18 protein-coding genes are annotated in these 19684 nt (G+C 72.2%); 2 read left to right on the plus strand and 16 right to left on the minus strand.

Annotated elements, in window-relative coordinates:
- Positions 1-244: 244 nt before the first annotated feature.
- Positions 245-1474, plus strand: a complete 1230-nt coding sequence (locus ACLWS4_RS15230) for a DUF349 domain-containing protein (protein ID WP_049651821.1) — start codon at positions 245-247, stop codon at positions 1472-1474.
- 90 nt (positions 1475-1564) lie between these two features.
- On the opposite strand, the gene ACLWS4_RS15235 is transcribed toward ACLWS4_RS15230, so the two are convergent.
- The 16 genes from ACLWS4_RS15235 to pgsA all read right to left on the minus strand — a co-directional run bounded on the left by ACLWS4_RS15235 (position 1565) and on the right by pgsA (position 17366).
- Positions 1565-3994 (minus strand): RelA/SpoT family protein, encoded by a 2430-nt coding sequence (locus ACLWS4_RS15235; RefSeq protein WP_181970527.1) that lies wholly within the window; start codon positions 3992-3994, stop codon positions 1565-1567.
- A 177-nt stretch (positions 3995-4171) separates the two neighbouring features.
- Complete coding sequence (locus ACLWS4_RS15240) at positions 4172-4723, minus strand: adenine phosphoribosyltransferase (RefSeq protein ID WP_049651822.1); 552 nt, start codon at positions 4721-4723, stop codon at positions 4172-4174.
- A 28-nt stretch (positions 4724-4751) separates the two neighbouring features.
- Entirely contained in the window at positions 4752-5852 is a 1101-nt protein-coding gene (secF, locus tag ACLWS4_RS15245) for a protein translocase subunit SecF (protein ID WP_049651823.1), read from the minus strand.
- Between the two features lie 4 nt (positions 5853-5856).
- On the minus strand, positions 5857-7644 hold the full coding sequence (secD, locus tag ACLWS4_RS15250) for a protein translocase subunit SecD (protein ID WP_380781165.1): 1788 nt from the start codon (positions 7642-7644) through the stop codon (positions 5857-5859).
- Positions 7645-7791: 147 nt separating this feature from the next.
- On the minus strand, positions 7792-8199 hold the full coding sequence (yajC, locus tag ACLWS4_RS15255) for a preprotein translocase subunit YajC (RefSeq protein ID WP_053112055.1): 408 nt from the start codon (positions 8197-8199) through the stop codon (positions 7792-7794).
- 260 nt (positions 8200-8459) lie between these two features.
- Positions 8460-9530, minus strand: a complete 1071-nt coding sequence (ruvB, locus tag ACLWS4_RS15260; protein WP_049651426.1) for a Holliday junction branch migration DNA helicase RuvB — start codon at positions 9528-9530, stop codon at positions 8460-8462.
- 53 nt (positions 9531-9583) lie between these two features.
- Entirely contained in the window at positions 9584-10195 is a 612-nt protein-coding gene (ruvA, locus tag ACLWS4_RS15265) for a Holliday junction branch migration protein RuvA (RefSeq protein ID WP_416874371.1), read from the minus strand.
- Complete coding sequence (gene ruvC / locus ACLWS4_RS15270; protein WP_049651444.1) at positions 10192-10743, minus strand: crossover junction endodeoxyribonuclease RuvC; 552 nt, start codon at positions 10741-10743, stop codon at positions 10192-10194. Before ruvC ends, ruvA begins: the two co-directional genes overlap by 4 nt.
- 152 nt (positions 10744-10895) lie before the next feature.
- Positions 10896-11654 (minus strand): YebC/PmpR family DNA-binding transcriptional regulator, encoded by a 759-nt coding sequence (locus tag ACLWS4_RS15275; protein ID WP_049651428.1) that lies wholly within the window; start codon positions 11652-11654, stop codon positions 10896-10898.
- 89 nt (positions 11655-11743) lie between these two features.
- A complete protein-coding gene (gene pdxT / locus ACLWS4_RS15280; protein ID WP_049651445.1) occupies positions 11744-12361 on the minus strand; it encodes a pyridoxal 5'-phosphate synthase glutaminase subunit PdxT in 618 nt (205 codons plus the stop codon).
- Between the two features lie 96 nt (positions 12362-12457).
- Positions 12458-13369, minus strand: coding sequence for a pyridoxal 5'-phosphate synthase lyase subunit PdxS (gene pdxS / locus ACLWS4_RS15285; RefSeq protein WP_049651429.1), 912 nt, complete (start codon positions 13367-13369; stop codon positions 12458-12460).
- 129 nt (positions 13370-13498) lie between these two features.
- Entirely contained in the window at positions 13499-14044 is a 546-nt protein-coding gene (locus ACLWS4_RS15290; protein WP_049651430.1) for a membrane protein, read from the minus strand.
- Positions 14045-14073: 29 nt separating this feature from the next.
- Positions 14074-14442 (minus strand): 5-carboxymethyl-2-hydroxymuconate Delta-isomerase, encoded by a 369-nt coding sequence (locus ACLWS4_RS15295; protein WP_049651431.1) that lies wholly within the window; start codon positions 14440-14442, stop codon positions 14074-14076.
- A gap of 61 nt (positions 14443-14503) precedes the next feature.
- Positions 14504-15688 (minus strand): glycosyltransferase family 4 protein, encoded by a 1185-nt coding sequence (locus ACLWS4_RS15300; RefSeq protein ID WP_117487160.1) that lies wholly within the window; start codon positions 15686-15688, stop codon positions 14504-14506.
- Positions 15689-15739: 51 nt separating this feature from the next.
- On the minus strand, positions 15740-16702 hold the full coding sequence (locus ACLWS4_RS15305) for a phosphatidylinositol mannoside acyltransferase (protein ID WP_241852867.1): 963 nt from the start codon (positions 16700-16702) through the stop codon (positions 15740-15742).
- A 16-nt stretch (positions 16703-16718) separates the two neighbouring features.
- Positions 16719-17366, minus strand: coding sequence for a phosphatidylinositol phosphate synthase (gene pgsA / locus ACLWS4_RS15310; RefSeq protein ID WP_049651434.1), 648 nt, complete (start codon positions 17364-17366; stop codon positions 16719-16721).
- Positions 17367-17620: 254 nt separating this feature from the next.
- Here pgsA and ACLWS4_RS15315 point away from each other — a divergent pair, with 254 nt between their 5' ends.
- Positions 17621-19669: an elongation factor G-like protein EF-G2 gene (locus ACLWS4_RS15315; RefSeq protein ID WP_416874372.1), complete on the plus strand. Its 2049-nt coding sequence runs from the start codon at positions 17621-17623 to the stop codon at positions 19667-19669.
- The last annotated feature ends 15 nt before the right edge of the window (positions 19670-19684 follow it).

Raw genomic sequence — 19684 nt, forward strand, 5'->3', positions numbered from 1 at the left:
GGTGGCCTGCGCGCCGCCCCCGCACGGCCCCGGACCGAAATCGCCCGGCCCGGATGCGGACAGCACCGGGCCTGGTCGCCTATGTTGGCGTTGTATAGGGTGCCCGGACCCGCCTAGCCGTCACCCTCGGCAGCAAGGCACGGCGGACGGGGACGGCGGACTCTTTCGGTCCGTCGCACATCAACTGTGGACGACGGACGCGCGCCGCCCCGGCGCGGGCGCGACGTCATGTGGAGGACGCGCTATGAGCAGCGACCCGTGGGGCCGTGTGGACGAGCAGGGCACGGTCTACGTCAGGACGGCCGACGGCGAACGAGTCGTCGGTTCCTGGCAGGCCGGCTCGCCCGAGGAGGCCCTCGCCTACTTCGAGCGCAAGTACCAGGGCATCGAGGTGGAGATCGGCCTGCTGGAGAAGCGGGTGCGGACCACCGACCTGGCCGCCAAGGACGCCCTGGCCGCGCTGGAGCACCTGCGCGCCCAGGTGGTCGAGGGGCACGCGGTCGGCGACCTGGAGGGTCTGGCCAAGCGGCTGGACACGCTCACCGGCGAGATCGAGAGCCGGCGCGAGGAGCGCAAGGCCGCCCGCGCCAAGGCCCAGGACGAGGCCCGTGCGGCCAAGGAGGCCCTGGTCACCGAGGCCGAGCAGCTCGCCGAGTCCACCCAGTGGCGGGAGGCCGGGGACCGGCTGCGCGCCCTGGTGGACACCTGGAAGGGCCTGCCGCGGCTGGACCGCAAGAGCGACGACGAGCTGTGGCACCGCTTCTCGCACGCCCGCTCGGTCTTCTCCAAGCACCGCAAGGCGCACTTCGCCACCCTGGACGCCGAGCGCGAGAAGGCCCGGCAGACCAAGGAGGCGCTGGTGTCCGAGGCCGAGGCGCTGTCCTCGTCCACGGACTGGGGCAGCACCGCGGCCGCCTACCGCGACCTGATGGCGCGCTGGAAGGCCGCCGGCCGGGCCCAGCGGGACATCGAGGACGAGCTGTGGGCGCGGTTCCGCGGCGCCCAGGACGTCTTCTTCCAGGCCCGCTCCGCGGTGTTCAGCGAGCGGGACGCCGAGCAGGTGGAGAACCAGAAGCTCAAGGAGGCGCTGGCCGCCGAGGCCGAGACGATCCTGCCGATCACCGACCTCAAGGCCGCCAAGGCCGCGCTGCGCGAGGTCAACGAGCGCTGGGAGGCGATCGGGCACGTGCCGCGCGAGGTCCGTCCGAAGCTGGACGGCCGGCTGAACGCGGTCGAGCGGGCGATCCGCGAGGCCGAGGAGGCCGAGTGGTCGCGCTCCAACCCGGAGGCCAAGGCCCGCGCGGCCGGCATGGTGGGCCTGTTCCAGGCGAAGGCCGACAAGATCCAGGCCGACCTGGACAAGGCCCGCGCGGCCGGCAACGCCTCCAGGATCGCCAAGCTGGAGTCCGAGCTGGACGGCGTGCGGACCCTGCTGGACCAGGCGCACAAGAGCCAGGAGGAGTTCAGCGGCTGATCGCCCCGGCACGCTGGACGGCGAAGGCCCCCGGGACCGTTCCCGGGGGCCTTCCGCGTTCCCCCGCCGTGCTGCCGGCGGGGGCCGCCGCTACTTGCGGGCGGAGGTGACGCGGTAGACGTCGTACACGCCCTCGACGCCGCGCACCGCCTTGAGCACGTGGCCCAGGTGCTTCGGGTCGCCCATCTCGAAGGTGAAGCGGCTCATCGCCACCCGGTCCCGGGAGGTCTGCACCGCCGCCGACAGGATGTTGACGTGCTGGTCGGAGAGCACCCGGGTGACGTCCGAGAGCAGCCGGGAGCGGTCCAGCGCCTCGACCTGGATGGCCACCAGGAAGACCGAGGACTGGGTGGCCGCCCACTCGACGTCGATCATGCGCTCCGGCTGCTGGTTCAGCGCCTCCACGTTGACGCAGTCGGCGCGGTGCACCGAGACGCCGTTGCCGCGGGTCACGAAGCCGACGATCGGGTCCCCCGGCACCGGGGTGCAGCAGCGGGAGAGCTTGACCCAGACGTCCTCGACGCCCTTGACGATCACGCCCGGGTCGCCCTTGGCCCGGCGGCGCACCGCGCGCCGGTTGTCGTGGGTCGGGGTGGCGGTCTCCGCCAGGTCCTCGGTCGCGCCCTCCTCGCCGCCGAGCGCCTGGACCAGCTTCTGCACGATGTTCGGCGCGGCGACGTGGCCCTCGCCGATCGCGGCGTAGAGCGAGGAGATGTCGGGGTAGCGCATCTCGTGGGCCAGGGTGACCAGCGAGTCGCCGGTCAGGATCCGCTGGATCGGCAGGCCCTGCTTGCGCATCGCCCGGACGATCGCCTCCTTGCCGTGCTCGATCGCCTCCTCGCGGCGCTCCTTGGAGAACCAGGCGCGGATCTTGTTGCGGGCGCGCGGCGACTTGACGAAGCCCAGCCAGTCCCGGGACGGGCCGGCGTTCTCCGCCTTGGAGGTGAACACCTCGACGGTGTCGCCGTTCTCCAGGGTCGACTCCAGCGGCACCAGCCGCCCGTTGACCCGGGCGCCTATCGTCCGGTAGCCGACCTCGGTGTGCACCGCGAAGGCGAAGTCGACCGGGGTCGCCCCGGCCGGCAGGGCTATCACGTCGCCCTTGGGGGTGAAGACGAAGACCTCGTTGCTGGCCAGGTCGAAGCGGAGCGACTCCAGGAACTCGCCCGGGTCGGCGGTCTCCTTCTGCCAGTCCAGCAGCTGCCGCAGCCAGGCCATCTCGTTGACGGCGCCGGCCTTGTCGTCCTTGCGGACCTGGGTCGGGGTGTCGGTGCGGACCTTGGAGGCCCCGGCCACCGCGCGCTGCTTGTACTTCCAGTGCGCGGCGATGCCGTACTCGGCCCGCCGGTGCATGTCGAAGGTGCGGATCTGCAGCTCGACCGGCTTGCCCCCGGGGCCGATCACCGTGGTGTGCAGCGACTGGTACATGTTGAACTTGGGCATCGCGATGTAGTCCTTGAACCGCCCCGGCACCGGGTTCCACCGCGCGTGGATGGTGCCCAGCGCCGCGTAGCAGTCGCGGACGGTGTCGACCAGGACCCGGATGCCCACCAGGTCGTAGATCTCGGCGAAGTCCCGGCCCCGGACGATCATCTTCTGGTAGACCGAGTAGTAGTGCTTCGGCCGGCCGGTGACGGAGGCGGTGATCCGGGCGCCCCGCAGGTCCCCCTGGACCTGGTCGATGACGGTCGCCAGGTACTCGTCCCGCTTGGGGGCGCGCTCGGCGACCAGCCGGACGATCTCGTCGTACATCTTGGGGTAGAGGATCGCGAAGGCGAGGTCCTCCAGCTCCCACTTGATGGTGTTCATGCCCAGCCGGTGCGCCAGCGGGGCGTAGATCTCCAGCGTCTCGCGGGCCTTCTTCTCCTGCTTCTCCCGCTTGAGGTAGCGCATCGTGCGCATGTTGTGCAGGCGGTCGGCCAGCTTGATCACCAGGACCCGCGGGTCCTTGGCCATCGCCACGACCATCTTGCGGACGGTCTCGGCCTGCGCGGCCTCGCCGAACTTGACCCGGTCCAGCTTGGTGACGCCGTCCACCAGCAGGGCCACCGAGTCGCCGAAGTCCTTGCGCAGGGTCTCCAGGCCGTAGTCGGTGTCCTCGACGGTGTCGTGCAGCAGCCCGGCCATCAGCGTCGGGGCGTCCATGCCGAGCTCGGCCAGGATCGTCGCGACGGCCAGCGGGTGGGTGATGTACGGGTCGCCGCTCTTGCGCTTCTGCCCGCGGTGCCACTTCTCGGCCACCGCGTACGCCTTCTCGATGTCGCGCAGCAGAGCCGGGTCGGCCTTGGGGTCGTTCGCCCGGATCGAGCGGAACAGCGGTTCCAGGACGGGGTTGAGCACGCTGGAGCGCTGGCCGCCCAGGCGGGCCAGCCGGGCCCGCATGCCGCCGGTGGAACCGCGGCCGGAGGGGCCGAGCGAACGCGAGGAGGTCGGCGCCGGGCGTGCCGGGGTGGCCCCCGAGGGCGTGGGACGGTTTTCGGGGGTGGCCGCTTCGGCCGTGGGCACAACCTCGTCGGGCAAGGACTACTCCTCGGGGCACCGGGGCCGACCCCTGCCGAGGCCCGAACGGTCCGGGACAACCGGGAGGGGATGAATCTTCATGGTACCGAGCCGGGCGCCGGGGTGTTCATCCGGCCGGGCCAGGAAACGGAAGGACGGCGGTCGGATGTCCCGACCGCCGTCCTCCCGACGAGTCCCTCAGACCGTGACCAGCGTCTCCAGCGGAGCGCCGCCCAGGTGCCCGGCCAGCCGCTCGCGGCCGTCCAGGAAGCCCAGCTCCATCAGCACCACGACGCCCGCCAGCTCGGCCCCGGCCTCCTTCACCAGGTCCAGCGAGGCGCCGATGGTGCCACCGGTGGCCAGCACGTCGTCCACCACCAGCACCCGCTCACCGGGCGTGAAGGCGTCGCACTGCACCTCCAGCGTCGCCGAGCCGTACTCCAGCTCGTACGAGCGCCGGAACACCTCGCCGGGCAGCTTGCCCTGCTTGCGGATCGGCACGAAGCCGAGCCCGGCCGCGAAGGCCGCCGGGGCCGCCAGCACGAAGCCGCGCGCCTCCAGGCCCACGACCTTGGTCGCACCGAGCTCCGCGGCCCGGTCCGCCAGCGCCCGGGTGAGGGCGCCGAAGGCCTCGGCGTCGGCGAGCAGCGGCGCGATGTCCTTGAACAGCACACCCGGCTTCGGGTAGTCCGGGACGTCCCGGATCCGGCTGTTCAGCAGCTCGGCCAGTGCGGTGTCGGCGGTGGTCACGGTGGGTTCCTCGGGTTCGTGGTCGGGTTCAGCGCTTGGTGGACGGACGGCCCTTGGCACGGGTGCCGGCCGAGCGGCCACGCTGTCCGACCATACCCGCAGGCTGCTCCTCGTCGTCCGGCTCCCCGTCCGCCGTGACGGCGTCCCCGGCCTCCGCCTTGGCGGCGGCCGAGGCCCGGTGCTGGAGAACCCGCTTGCGCAGCGCCTTCATCTCCGGCTGCTCCTCCTTGAGCTGCGCCAGCAGCGGGGTGGCGACGCAGATCGAGGAGTAGGCACCGGCCGCGAGACCGATGAACAGCGCGAGCGAGATGTCGTTCAGGGTGCCGGCGCCCAGGAAGCCGCCGCCGATGAACAGCAGCGCGGCGACCGGCAGCAGCGCCACCACGGTGGTGTTGAGCGAGCGCACCAGGGTCTGGTTGAGGCCCGCGTTGGCGGCCTCGCTGTAGGTGAGCTTGTTCTGCTTGGTGATCCCCTTGGTGTTCTCCTTCACGGTGTCGAAGACGACGACCGTGTCGTAGAGGGAGTAACCGAGGATCGTCAGGAAGCCGATCACCGTACCCGGGGTGACCTCGAAGCCCACCAGGGCGTACACGCCGATGGTGATCAGGAGGTCGTGGATGAGGGCGACCAGCGCGGCCAGCGCCATCCGCCACTCGAAGGCGATCGCCAGGTAGACCGTCACCAGGACCATGAAGACGACCAGGCCGGTGAGCGCCTTCTGGGAGATCTGCTTGCCCCAGCTGGGGCCGATGACCTGGGCCTCGACGGTGTCCAGCGGCACGCCGAGCTTCTGGGAGAGCTCGGAGCGGATCTCGTCGGAGCTCTTCGGCTCCTCGGTGCTGACCTGGATGCGGATCTTGCCGTTGTCGGTCGACTGCACCAGCGGGTGCGAGGAGACGACCCCGTCGGCGGTTTCCTGCGCCTGGGAGACCGTCAGGCCGGGCTTGGCCACGGTGTAGACCGAGCCGCCCTTGAACTCGATGCCCAGGTGCAGGCCCATGGCCAGGCCGATCGCCGCGACCAGCACGATCACGCCGGAGATGGAGTACCAGAGCTTGCGGCGACCGACGAAGTCGAAGCTGACCTCGCCCTGGTAGAGCCGGTGGCCCAGGTTGGAGAAGCGTGACACGGTGTCAGGCCTCCTTCACGGCGGCAGAGGAGGGGTTACGGCGACGGCTGCTGCGAAGCGGCGGGCGGGCGCCCAGTCGCTTCGGGTCCAGGCCGGACCACGGGTGGCCGTTCAGGAAGAACTTGCGGCGGGCCAGCAGCGTGATCAGCGGCTTGGTGAAGAGGAAGATCACCACGACGTCGAGCGCGGTGGTCAGACCCAGGGTGAAGGCGAAGCCCTGGACCTTGCCGACCGAGACCACGTAGAGGACGGCGGCACAGAGGAAGGACACGAAGTCCGAGACCAGGATGGTGCGCCGGGCGCGCGGCCAGGCCCGCTGGACCGCCGGGCGCAGCGGGGCGCCCTCGCGGACCTCGTCGCGGATGCGCTCGAAGTACACGATGAAGGAGTCTGCGGTGATGCCGATCGCGACGATCGCACCGCAGACCGCCGGCAGGTTCAGCGCGAAGCCGATCGCGTTGCCGAGCAGGCTCATGATCGAGTAGGTCAGGGCCGCCGAGACGAGCAGACCGGCGATCGAGACCAGGCCGAGGCCGCGGTAGTAGACCAGCGAGTAGGCGACCACCAGCAGCATGCCGATCGCGCCGGCCACCAGGCCGGCCTTGAGCTGGTCGCTGCCGAGCGCCGGGGAGACGGTGGTGATGTCGCTCTTGACGAACTCCAGCGGCAGGGCGCCGTAGCCGAGCACGTTGGACAGGTCCTGCGCCTCGGCCTGGGTGAAGCGGCCGGTGATCACGGCGCTGCCGCCGGGGATCGCGTTCTTGACCTCGGGGTGCGAGACGACCTGGTTGTCCAGGACGATCGCGAACTGGTTGTTCGGCGGGGCCTGGGTGGCGAGCTGGCCGGTGACCTTGGTGAAGTCGTCGGTGCCGTTGCCGTTGAACTGCAGCTGGACCTGCCAGCCGGCACCCGTCTGGGTGTCCAGGGTCGGCTGCGCCTTGGAGACGTCCGAGCCCTTCACGGCGACGGGGCCGAGGGCGAGCTTCTCGTAGTAGCCGTTCTCGGGCTTCTGCGAGCAGGCGACGACGGCCTTGTCGTCGGGGCCGGTCTGGGCGGTGCGGACCTCGGGCTTGGAGCAGTCGAGGGCGGCGAACGCGGCGCTCAGCTCCGGCGGCACGGTGCCCTGGGTCATCGCGGCGCTGAGGTCGGCGGCGCTCGGCGGGGTGGCCGCGGCGCTCGGGGCGCCGGTGGCGGGGGCGGTGGGCGCGGTGCTCGCGCCGGTGGCCGCGGCGGTCGGGCTGGCGCCCTCGGCGGCCAGCGCCTCGCTCTCGGGGCGGCCCTGCTTGGTGGCGCTCGCGCCCGGGGACGGGGTGCCGGCCGTGGCGGCGGGCGGGGTCGCGCCCGGGGTGCCGGTGGCGGCGGCGGACGGGGTGCCCGTGGGAGCCGGAGCGGTGACGCCGCTGGGCGCCACGGCCAGGACCGGACGGAAGAACAGCTTGGCGGTGGTACCCACCTGGTCCGCCGCGTTCTGCTGGTTCCCGCCCTTGGGGATGTTCACGATGATCGTGTTGTCGCCCTGGGTCTGGACCTCCGCCTCGGAGACACCCATACCGTTGACGCGGCGCTCGATGATCCCGGTGGCGATGTCCATGTTGGACTTGGTGATCGCCTTGGGGTCGGTCGACTTCGCGGTCAGCGTGATGCTGGTGCCACCGGCGAGATCGATCCCGAGCCGGGGCTTGGTGGTGCCCGTCCCGAACATGAGGGCGACCAGTCCGACGGTGACGACCAGGATGAGGGCCAGCGCCCGCCCTGGGTAGCCGTCGCGCGGGCGCGACTTGGGTGTTGCCACCTTGCTCGTTTCTCCCTGTCCATGCCACTTCCCCGACCGGACCCCCGTCCGGCTCGTGGCGGGACAGGGGTCCGGCGGTTCTGCGGCCCTGAGGTCCTGTGGGCTCGCGGCACTGTGCCGCGCGGCCGGGCGGGTTGCCCGTCCGTACTACTTGCTCGCGGGAGCCCCGCCCTCGACGTCGCCCTTCTCGGCGCTGTCCTTGGAGAGCGACAGCGGCTTGTCCTCGACCGGCTCGGCGTCGGCCTCCTCGGCCTCCGGCTCGGGCAGCTCGTCATCGGCGGGGCGGCCGTTGATGATCGCGTCGTACTCCTGGGGGTCCAGGACGGCCGCGATGGCGCTCTTGGTGAAGTGGGTGACCACGCCGGGCGCGATCTCCAGCTCGACGGTCTCGTCGTTGACCGCCTTCACCTGGGCGTACAGACCGCCGATGGTGCGCACACCGGCCCCCGGCTCCAGCGCCGTCTGCATCTGCTGCATCTGCGACTGGCGCTTCTTCTGCGACCGGAACATGAGCACGATCGCGATGATCGGGAGGAGAAGGATGATGAGGTTCACTGCAGCCAGGGTCCTTTACGGGCCGCCGGCCGGCGGCCTGTGTGGTATTGGTCGGCCCGTCAGGTGAGAGGGGCGGTCCGGCGGAGTCTAGGCGACCCCGAATCGATCGGACAACGCCAAGCATCGCATCATGCCGCCGAAAGTGGCGACCCTCCGCCTGCACAGTTTCCCCGGACGCCACTCCCGGCTCCCCCGTGCGCCACCACGGGAGCACCGGCCGGGAACCGACCGGCCCGACTCACCCGTTCAGCCGATGGCGGTCAACTTTCGTCGGCGGGGAACAGCTCCGACTGCGCCGGAACACGCCCGCGGGTGGTCTGGACCGGCGGGGTCAGGCCGAGGTGCTGCCAGGCGGCCGCGGTGGCGATCCGGCCGCGCGGGGTGCGGGCGAGCAGGCCCTCGCGGACCAGGAAGGGCTCGGCGACCTCCTCGACCGTCTCCGACTCCTCACCCACGGCGACCGCCAGTGTCGACAAACCGACCGGACCGCCGCCGAACAGCCGCAGCAGCGCGTCCAGCACCGCGCGGTCCAGCCGGTCCAGCCCGCGGGCGTCCACCTCGTAGACGTCCAGCGCCTGGGCGGCGATCCCGGCGTCGACCACGCCGTCGTGCCGGACCTGGGCGTAGTCGCGGACCCGGCGCAGCAGCCGGTTGGCGATGCGCGGGGTGCCGCGCGAGCGCCCGGCGATCTCGGCCGCGCCGGCCGGGTCTATCTCCACGTCCAGCAGCGCGGCCGAGCGGTGCACCACCCGCTGGAGCTCGGCCGGGGCGTAGAACTCCATGTGCCCGGTGAAGCCGAAGCGGTCGCGCAGCGGGGGCGGCAGCAGGCCGGCCCGGGTGGTGGCGCCGACCAGGGTGAAGGGCGGCAGCTCCAGCGGGATGGCGGTGGCGCCCGGGCCCTTGCCGACGATCACGTCGACCCGGAAGTCCTCCATCGCCATGTAGAGCATCTCCTCGGCCGGCCGGGACATCCGGTGGATCTCGTCGAGGAAGAGCACCTCGCCCTCGGTGAGCGAGGAGAGGATCGCCGCGAGGTCCCCCGCGTGCTGGATGGCCGGGCCGGAGGTGATCCGGATCGGGGCGCCCAGCTCGGCGGCGATGATCATGGACAGGGTGGTCTTGCCGAGCCCGGGCGGGCCGCTCAGCAGCACGTGGTCGGGCGCGCTGCCGCGCTGGCGGGCGGCCTGGAGCACCAGCGACAGCTGCTCGCGCACCCGCTCCTGGCCGATGAACTCGTCCAGCAGCTTGGGGCGCAGCGCCGCCTCCACCGCCTGGTCCTCACCGTCGGCGGCGGCCGTGACCAGCCGGTCGGTGGGTTCCGGGTCGTACATCGTCGCGGGCTCCAGAGTCTCCGGTGTCGACAAAAGGACAGATCGTCAGTTGGTCAGCGGGCGCGGTTGAGGCCGCGCAGGGCGAGCCTGAGCAGGGCGCCGACGTCCGTCACCGCCTGCGCCTCGGCCTCCGGCGTGACGGCCGCGACCGCCTCGTCCGCCTCGCGCGGGGCGTAGCCGAGGCCGGTCAGCGCGGAGTGCAGCTGCTCGCTCCACGGCGCCGGGCCGCTCGCGACCGGCTTCTGCGCGGGCACCGCCCCGTGCGGGGCGCCGAGCTTGTCCTTGTACTCCAGCAGCAGCTTGGCCGCCTTGGCCTTGCCGATGCCCGGCACCGCGACCAGCGCCTTCTCGTCGCCGCCCGCGATCGCGGCGCGCAGCGCGTCGGGGCTGTGCACGCCCAGGATCGCCTGCGCCAGCTTGGGGCCGACGCCGGGCGCGGCCTGGAGGATCTCGAACACGGCGCGCTCGTCGTCGTCCGCGAAGCCGAACAGGGTCAGCGAGTCCTCCCGGACCACCAGCGAGGTGGCCAGCCGGGCCGGCTCGCCCAGCCGCAGCCCGGCCAGGGTGTTCGGGGTGCACTGCACGGCCATGCCGACCCCGCCGACCTCGACCACCGCCATCCCGGAGGAGACGGCCGCCACGGGCCCTTGCACGAAGGCGATCATCGGACGGTGCCTTTCGGAGGAGTGGAGCGGGAGGTGGCGCGGGCGGCCCGGACGGCGGCCTCCAGCCGGTTGGTCGCCCCGCCGCGCCAGATGTGGCAGATGGCCAGCGCCAGCGCGTCGGCGGCGTCGGCGGGCTTGGGCGGCGCGTCCAGCCGCAGCAGGCGCTGCACCATGGCGGTGACCTGCGCCTTGTCGGCCCGGCCGGAGCCGGTGACGGCGGCCTTGACCTCGCTGGGGGTGTGCAGGGTGACGGGGATGCCGCGCCGGGTGGCGCAGAGCATCGCGACGGCGCTGGCCTGGGCGGTGCCCATCACGGTGCGGACGTTGTGCTGGGCGAAGACCCGCTCGACGGCGACCAGGTCGGGCCGGTGCTCGTCCAGCCAGGCCTCGATGCCCTGCTCGACCTGGAGCAGCCGCTCCCCGATCTCGGCCTCGGCGGGGGTGCGCACCACGCCGACCCCGGCCATCCGCAGCGGCCGGCCCGGCGCGCCCTCGACCACGCCGACCCCGCACCTGGTCAGCCCCGGGTCCACGCCCAGTACCCGCACCACTCGCCCGTCTCCCTGCCACTCGCCACGAAGGACCTCCGCAGGCTACCGCCCGGGTCCGACAACCCCGCCGACGACACCGGCCCGGTGGTCCAGGGACCACCGGGCCGGGCAGTGGGACCGGTCACCCACCGACGATCACTGGGCGGTGATCACTCGGCGTCGAGCTGCGCGCCGACCTCGTCGGAGATGTCGAAGTTGGCGAAGACGTTCTGCACGTCGTCGCTGTCCTCGAGCGCGTCGATCAGCTTCAGGATCTTGCGGGCGCCGTCGACGTCCAGCTCGACCTGCATGCTGGGGAGGAAGTTGGCCTCGGCCGAGTCGTAGTCGACGCCGGCGTCGACCAGCGCGGTGCGCACGGCGACCATCTTCGAGGCCTCGGAGACGATCTCGAACGAGTCGCCGAGGTCGTTGATCTCCTCCGGCTCCTGGTCCAGGACGACCTCGAACAGCTTGTCCTCGTCCACGCCGTCGGCCTTGGGGACGATGACGACACCCTTGCGGGTGAACAGGTACGAGACCGAGCCCGGGTCGGCCATCGAGCCGCCGTTGCGGGTCATCGCGACGCGCACGTCGGAGGCCGCGCGGTTGCGGTTGTCGGTGAGGCACTCGATCAGGACCGCGACACCGTTCGGGCCGTAGCCCTCGTACATGATGGTCTGGTAGTCGGCGCCGCCGGCCTCCAGACCGCCACCGCGCTTGACGGCGCGGTTGATGTTGTCGATCGGGACCGAGCTCTTCTTCGCCTTCTGGATGGCGTCGTAGAGGGTCGGGTTGCCCGCCGGGTCGGGTCCGCCGGTGCGCGCCGCCACCTCGATGTTCTTGATCATCTTGGCGAAGAGCTTGCCGCGCTTGGCGTCGATCACGGCCTTCTTGTGCTTGGTGGTAGCCCACTTAGAGTGGCCGGACATCGCCAGCTCCTTTACGTCGCCAAAGGGAAATGAACAGATGAGATCTTACCGGTGTCGCCGGCGGTGGGGCGCACACGGTGGGCGGCGGTCTACCGACCGGCGAGGTGCTCCTCGACCATCCGCACGAAGTACGCGTGGACCCGGTGGTCGCCGGTCAGCTCGGGGTGGAAGGAGGTGGCCAGCAGGTTGCCCTGGCGCACGGCGACGATCCGGCTCTCCGGGCCGTCCGCGGCGGGCAGCTCGGCCAGCACCTTGACGCCCGCGCCGACCCCCTCGACCCAGGGGGCGCGGATGAAGACGCCGTGCACCGGCGCGTCGTCCAGGCCCGCGAACTCGATCCCGGACTCGAAGGACTCGTTCTGGCGGCCGAAGGCGTTGCGGCGCACCGTCATGTCGATGCCGCCGACGGTCTGCTGGTCGTCGCGGCCGTCCAGGATCTTGTCCGCCAGCATGATCATGCCCGCGCAGGTGCCGTAGACCGGCATCCCGTCGGCGACCCGCTCGCGCAGCGGCTCCATCACGCCGAACAGCAGCGCCAGCTTGGACATGGTGGTGGACTCCCCGCCGGGGATCACCAGCGCGTCGACCTCGGCCAGCTCCTCGGCGCGGCGCACCGGACGGGCGAGCGCGTCGGCCTCGGCCAGCGCCACCAGGTGCTCGCGGACGTCGCCCTGGAGGGCGAGGACGCCGATGACAGGAGTGCTCACGGTCTTCAACCTCTATCGATCGTTACGACGGACTACGTGGCGCGGCCCGCCGCGCGCCGAGGCGCTGCGGCGGGCCGGCTCGGAAACTGCGGGTGGTTACCAGCCGCGGTTGGCGTAGCGCTCGGTCTCCGGCAGGGTGTCGCAGTTGATGCCGACCATGGCCTCGCCCAGGTTGCGGGAGGCGTCCGCGATGACCTTCGGGTCGTCGAAGAAGGTGGTGGCCTTCACGATCGCGGCGGCACGCTTGGCCGGGTCGCCCGACTTGAAGATGCCGGAGCCGACGAAGACGCCCTCGGCACCCAGCTGGCGCATCAGCGCGGCGTCGGCCGGGGTGGCCACGCCACCGGCGGAGAACAGCACGACCGGCAGCTTGCCGAGCTCGGCGACCTCCTTGACCAGCTCGTACGGGGCGCGCAGCTCCTTGGCGGCGGCGAACAGCTCGTTGTTGTCCAGCGCGCGCAGCTTGCCGATCTCGTTCTTGATCTGGCGCAGGTGGCGGACGGCCTCGACGACGTTGCCGGTGCCGGCCTCGCCCTTCGAGCGGATCATGGCCGCGCCCTCGGCGATGCGGCGCAGGGCCTCGCCCAGGTTGGTGGCGCCGCAGACGAAGGGGGTGGTGAAGGCCCACTTGTCCGAGTGGTTGACCTCGTCGGCCGGGGTCAGCACCTCGGACTCGTCGATGTAGTCGACGCCCAGCGACTGGAGCACCTGGGCCTCGACGAAGTGGCCGATGCGGGACTTGGCCATCACCGGGATGGAGACCGCCTCGATGATCTCCTCGATCATGTTGGGGTCGGACATGCGGGCCACGCCGCCGTCCTTGCGGATGTCGGCCGGGACCCGCTCCAGGGCCATGACGGCCACGGCGCCGGCGTCCTCGGCGATCTTGGCCTGCTCGGCGTTGACCACGTCCATGATCACACCGCCCTTGAGCTGCTCGGCCATGCCGCGCTTGACCCGGGCGGTGCCGATCTGCGGCTGGTCTGCGGTGGTGGGGGTCGTGGACACGTGAGACCTCACTCGAAGATGAATCAGTGCTATCGCCCTATGGTAGGCAGACCGGATGGCCCACTCATGCGCCACCAAGTCCAGCCAGGACGACGGGACACGACAAACGGGCCGTATCCGGGGGACACCTTAAGCAGGCGCCCCTTCGGGCGTGAGAGCGGGCGGCGGTGCATCGTCCATCTCGAACGCCAACGGGAACGGCGCCTTCCCCGCCAACCGGAAGTACCGCACCAGCCGGTGCTCGCGCACCGCCCGCGCCGCCCGCACCGCGTCGTTGTGGAACCGGCGGGCCATCGGCACCCGCCGCACCGCGGCCGTCAGCTCACGAACCGCGTCCTCGCCACCCGGCTCCGCCACCAGCGCCGCCATCTGCTCCGGCTCCTCGAACACCGCCCGCAGCGCCAGGCTCAACTGGCTCTCCGCCACCTCGCGCTGCTCGTCATCGGCCTGCCGGGCCGCGTGCGCCGCGTCCAGCAGCAGCAGCGAGGCCGCCGGATCCAGCAGCGAGGACGTCGCCAGCTCCATCGCCACCGAGGCCCGGCGCACCAGCTGCGCGTCCAGCGCCGCCCGCGCCGCGTCGATCCGGGCGTGCAGCCGGTCCAACCGACCGGCCGTCCAACTCAGGTACATGCCGAACAGCACCACGGCCACGCCGGCCCAGATCCAGGTAGTCACGGGCCGCTACGTTACCCGGTGTCACCGGTTCAGCCCCGGGCGGTCGCGTTCCGGTAGCTCTCCCGGTCGATGTCCGCGATGTTCACCGCCGTGAACAGCCGGGTGCCCGGCCGCGGCCGGACGAACCGCGCCAGCAGCGCCAGCACGCCCTCGCTCAGCGCCGCCTTCGCCTCCGGCGAACGGCCCGGGAAGATCTGGAACTCCACGAACACCTGGGTGTCGCCGGCCGCCCCGCTGGTCCCGACCACCAGCAGCTCGCTCTGCCGGAACACCGTCTTGCAGGACTCCGGCTTCGCGTCGATCGTCGCCTCGGCCAGCCGGTTGATCGCCAGGCCGAGGCCCCGGCGGTCGAAGGTTCCGGCCAGGTCGGCCGAGTAGTCGACGGAGATCTGCGGCATCGTCGCCCCCGTGGATCGCAGTGGTACGGACGCCCGACCCTAACCCCACCGGCCCCGGGGATCAGTCCCGGGCCAGCCCGAACCGGCCGCGCCGACCGCTGCGCACGTCCTCCTCGACCACCGCCGCCTGGCCCGCCGTCACCGTCTCGTACACCGCCAGGATGTCCGCGCCGACCGTCGACCAGTCGAACCGCCGCACGTGCCGTGAAGCCGCCTCCCGCAGCTCCTCCAGCCGCGCCGGATCACCCAGCAGCCGCAGCGCCGTACGGGCCAGCGCGTCCGCGTCCTCCACCGGGAACAGCTCGCCCGCGTCCCCGCCGTCCAGCACCTGCTTGAACGCGTCCAGGTCGCTCGCCAGCACCGGCGCACCCGCGGACATCGCCTCGACCAGGATGATCCCGAAGCTCTCGCCCCCGGTGTTCGGCGCCACGTACAGGTCCACGCTGCGCAGCAGCCGGGCCTTGTCCCGGTCGCTCACCATGCCGAGGAACTCCACCTGCCCGCGCACCTCCGGCGCCAGGCCCGCGACCGCCTCCTCCTCGTCGCCCTTGCCCGCCACCAGCAGCCGCACCCCCGGCCGCTCCGCCAGGATCCTCGGCAGCGCCGCCAGCAGCGTCGGCAGGCCCTTGCGCGGCTCGTTGATCCGGCCGATGAAGCCGATCGTGCCCGGCTCCCCCTTCGCCGCACCGCCCGTCCAGCGCTCGTCCGGCTCGGCCTCCGCGAAGAAGCCCACGTCCACGCCGTTGGGGATCACCACCGCGTCCCCGCCCAGGTGCTCCACCAGGGTGCGCCGGGCGTACTCCGACACCGCGATCCGGGCCCGGATCTTCTCCAGCCCCGGCTGGAGGATCGGCGAGGCCGCGATCATCATCCGGGACCGCGGGTTGGAGGTGTGGAACGTCCCCACCATCGGCCCGGTCGCCGACCAGGCGGCCAGCATCGACAGGCTCGGCGCGGCCGGCTCGTGCACGTGCAGGATGTCGAAGCGGCCGTCGTGCAGCCACCGCCGCACCCGCGCCGCCGACAGGATGCCGAAGCTCAGCCGCGCCACCGACCCGTTGTACGGCACCGCCACCGCCCGCCCGGCCGGGACCACGTACGGCGGCAGCGCCTCGTCGTCCTCGGCCGGCGCCAGCACCGACACCTCGTGCCCCAGGCCGATCAGGTGCTCGGCCAGGTCCCGGATGTGGAACTGCACCCCACCGGGGACGTCCCAGTCGTACGGGCAGACGATGCCGATCTTCACGGGTTCCTCAAGCTCCTTCGGACGGTCGTGCGGGCGGGACGGCGGAACGGATCAGGACCCGGAGGCCTCGGCCACCGGCTCCGGGGCCCCCTCCGCGCGCTCCGCGGGCGCCGCCTTCACCGTCTCACGGACCGGAAGGTCGGCGAGCCAGAACCTCTGCAGCATGTGCCAGTCCTGCGGGTGCTCGCGGATGCCCCGCTCCCACACCCCCGCCATCGCCTGGGTCATCGCCCGGGTGCGCTCCTTGCGGTCGCCCTCCTCGGGCACCGGCACCTCCGGGTGGATCCGGCCCCGCAGCACCGGACCGTCGTACCAGAGCGTCACCGGCATCAGCGCCGCCCCGGTCCGCTGGCACAGCGCCGCCGGACCGGCCGGCATCCGGGTCTCCTCACCGAAGAACGTCACCCCGATACCCGCCTCCGACAGGTCCCGGTCCCCCACCAGGCAGACCAGCCGGCCCTCGCGCAGCCGCCGCGCCAACGTCCCGATCACGTTCACCGAACCGCCGGTCAGCGCCAGGACCTCCATGCCCTGGCCCTCCCGGAACTCCACGAACCGGTCGAACAGCCGCTCCGGCTTCAACCGCTCCGCGACCGTGGTGAACGGGTAGCCCTGCTGCGCCACCCAGGTCCCCGCGAGGTCCCAGTTGCCCATGTGCGGCAGCGCTATCACCGCGCCCCGACCGGCCTCCAGCGTCTCCCGCAGGTGCTCGAAGCCGTCCACCTGGACATCCCGGGCCACCCGCTCCCGGCTCCACACCGGCAGCCGGAACGACTCCATCCAGTACCGCAGGTACGAGCGCATCCCGGCCCGCGACAGCTCCCGCATCGCGGCCTCGTCCAAGCCCGGACGGACCCGGCGCAGGTTCGCCTCCAACTGGAGCACCCGCTTGCCGCGCTTGCGCCACGCGTAGTCCGCCAGCCGGTCGAACAGCCCCGCGGCCACCCGCTCCGGCAGGTGCTTCAGCAGCCCCCACCCCAGCGCGTACGCCCAGTACACCAGTCGGTCCGTCACCGCAGGACGCCCCCCATCAGCTCCCGGCCGCCGCTCGGTCGGCCTCGAACGCCTCCCGGCGCACGGTCAGCATGCGCTGGAACACCGTCACCAGGCTGCCCGCGGCCACCAGCCACAGCGCCACCGGCAGCAGCCACTCCACGTACGGCACACCGAACGTGTGCAGACCCGCGACCCCGGCCGCCACCAGGCTGGCCACCAGCCGCTCGGCCCGCTCCACCAGCCCCGACACGTCGCACGGCAGACCCTGGCTCTCCGCCCGCGCCTTCGTGTACGACACCACCAGACCGCTCGCCAGGCAGAAGATCGCCACCGCGCAGAGCAGGTTGTCGTCACCCTTGCCCGCGTACCACATCGCCAGACCACCGAAGATCGCCGCGTCCGCGACCCGGTCCAGGGTGGAGTCGAGGAACGCCCCCCACTTCGAGGTCCGGCCCAACTGGCGGGCCATGTTCCCGTCGACCAGGTCCGAGAAGATGAACAGCGTGATCGTGATGGTGCCCCAGAAGAACTCCCCGCGCGGGAAGAACACCAGCGCACCGGCCACCGAACCGGCGGTACCGATCAGCGTCACGGCGTCCGGACTCACACCGAGGCGGATCAGGAACGCGGCGAACGGGGTCAGGACACGTGTGAAGAAGGCACGCGCGTATTTGTTGAGCATGGCCTTCCCAGCCGCTCCGATCTCCCAGATACCGCCTGGCGCGGAACGCGCGGCAGACGGCCGGGCGGATCAGCCCGTCCGGCCCACCCATCGTAGCCACGCCGGAGACACGCTCCGGCGCACGCACCGCCGGGTCGGCGCCCCCGCCACCACCCACACACGGACCGTCACCGACCGGCCCCTACGACACGCGCCCCGCAGAACCCGACCCTAGACTGCCAAAGACAGCCTCGGCGCCACGGGAGGAGACCCCGATGCCCGACCGCAGCACGGCACGAGCCGGCCAGGCACCCCCCGTCAACGGCCCGAAGGACCTGCGCAACGTCGTCCTCATCGGCCCCAGCGGTGTGGGCAAGACCACCCTCGCCGAATCCCTCGCCCTCGCCTCCGGCGCCACCGGCCGGGCCGGCCGCGTCACCGACGGCACCACCGTCTCCGACCACGAGGACATCGAGCACCAGCAGCAGCGCTCCGTCCAGCTCGCGCTCCTCCCCCTCGAATGGAAGGGCGTCAAGATCAACCTGATCGACCCGCCCGGCCACCCCGACTTCACCGCCGACCTGCGCGCCGCCCTGCACGCCGCCGACGCCGCCGTCTTCGTCGTCTCCGCCACCGACCCGGTCACCGCCCCCACCCGCGCCCTGTGGCACGAATGCGCCGCCGAAGGCATCCCCCGCGCCATCGCCGTCGCCAAACTCGACCTCGCCCACACCGGCTTCGACGACATCCTCACCGCCTGCCACGACGCCTTCGACCTCGGCCCGGACACCCTCCGCCCGCTCTTCCTGCCCGTCCTCCACGACGGACACCCCGACGGCAGCGTCGACCTCCTCACCGGCGACACCTACGGCGACACCGACCCCCTCCCCGACACCGCCCCCGCCCACGACAGCCTCGTCGAGGCCATCTCCGGCCAGGACGACACCCTCATGGAGCGCTACCTCTCCGGCGACCCCCTCGACACCGACTCCCTCGAAGCCGGCCTGCGCCGCGAAGTCCTCTCCTGCACCCTCCACCCCGCCGTCCCCACCAGCGAGAACGGCCTCGGCGCCGCCGAACTCCTCGACCTCATCGCCCACACCTTCCCCGACCCCACCGAACGCACCCGCCCCGCCCCCGCCTGCGACCCCGACGCCCCGCTCGCCGCCCAGGTCGTCCGCGTCACCGGCGACGCCTACGTCGGCCGGATCAGCCTGCTGCGCCTCTACGCCGGCACCCTGCGCCCCGACACCCGGATCCACCTCACCGGCACCGCCCACACCGCCGACCAGAACGGCGACGAACGCGTCACCGCCCTCACCAGCCCCTTCGGCAAACTCCAGCGCCCCGTCCCGCACGCCGTCGCCGGCGACCTCGTCTGCGCCGCCAAACTCACCACCGCCCGCGCCGGCGACACCGTCCACGACCCCGGCCACCCCGTCGAACTCGACGGCTGGACCCTCCCCGAACCGCTGCTCCCGATCGCCGTCGAAGCCCACAGCAAGGCCGACGACGACAAGCTCTCCCAGGCCCTCGCCCGCCTCACCGCCGAGGACCCGGCCCTACGCCTCGAACAGAACCCCGACACCCACCAGCTCGTCCTCTGGTGCACCGGCGAGGCCCACGCCGAGGTCGTCCTCGACCGCCTCCGCACCCGCCACGGCGTCCACGTCGACACCGTCGAACCCAAGGTCGCCCTGCGCGAGACCTTCGGCACCGCCGCCGCCGGCCACGGCCGCCTGGTCAAGCAGTCCGGCGGCCACGGCCAGTACGCCATCTGCGACCTGGAGGTCGAACCGCTCCCGGCCGGCTCCGGCTTCGAGTTCCAGGAGCACGTCGTCGGCGGCGCCGTCCCCAAGCACTTCATCCCCTCCGTCGAGAAGGGCGTCCGCGCCCAGCTCGCCAAGGGCGTCGCCACCGGCCACCCGCTCGTCGACGTCCGGGTCACCCTCACCGACGGCAAGGCGCACTCCGTCGACTCCTCCGACGCGTCCTTCCAGAACGCCGCCGCCCTCGCCCTGCGCGACGCCGCCGAGCACGCCGTCATCCGCCTGCTCGAACCCGTCGCCGCCGTCAGCGTCCTGCTCCCCGACGACTACCTCGGCGCCGTCCTCGGCGACCTCTCCGCCCGCCGCGGCCGCGTCCTCGGCAGCGAGACCGGCGGCACCGGCCTCACCCTGCTGCGCGCCGAGGTCCCCGAACTCGAACTCGTCCGCTACCCGGTCGACCTGCGCTCGCTCACCCACGGCACCGCCGAGTTCTCCCGCGCCTACCTGCGCCACGAGCCGATGCCCGCCGCCCTGGCCGAGCGCTACACCGACTGAGCGGCCCCGCGCCCA

It is taken from the genome of Kitasatospora sp. SC0581 (genome assembly GCF_048159585.1).
In the GTDB taxonomy this organism is placed as follows: Bacteria; Actinomycetota; Actinomycetes; order Streptomycetales; family Streptomycetaceae; genus Kitasatospora.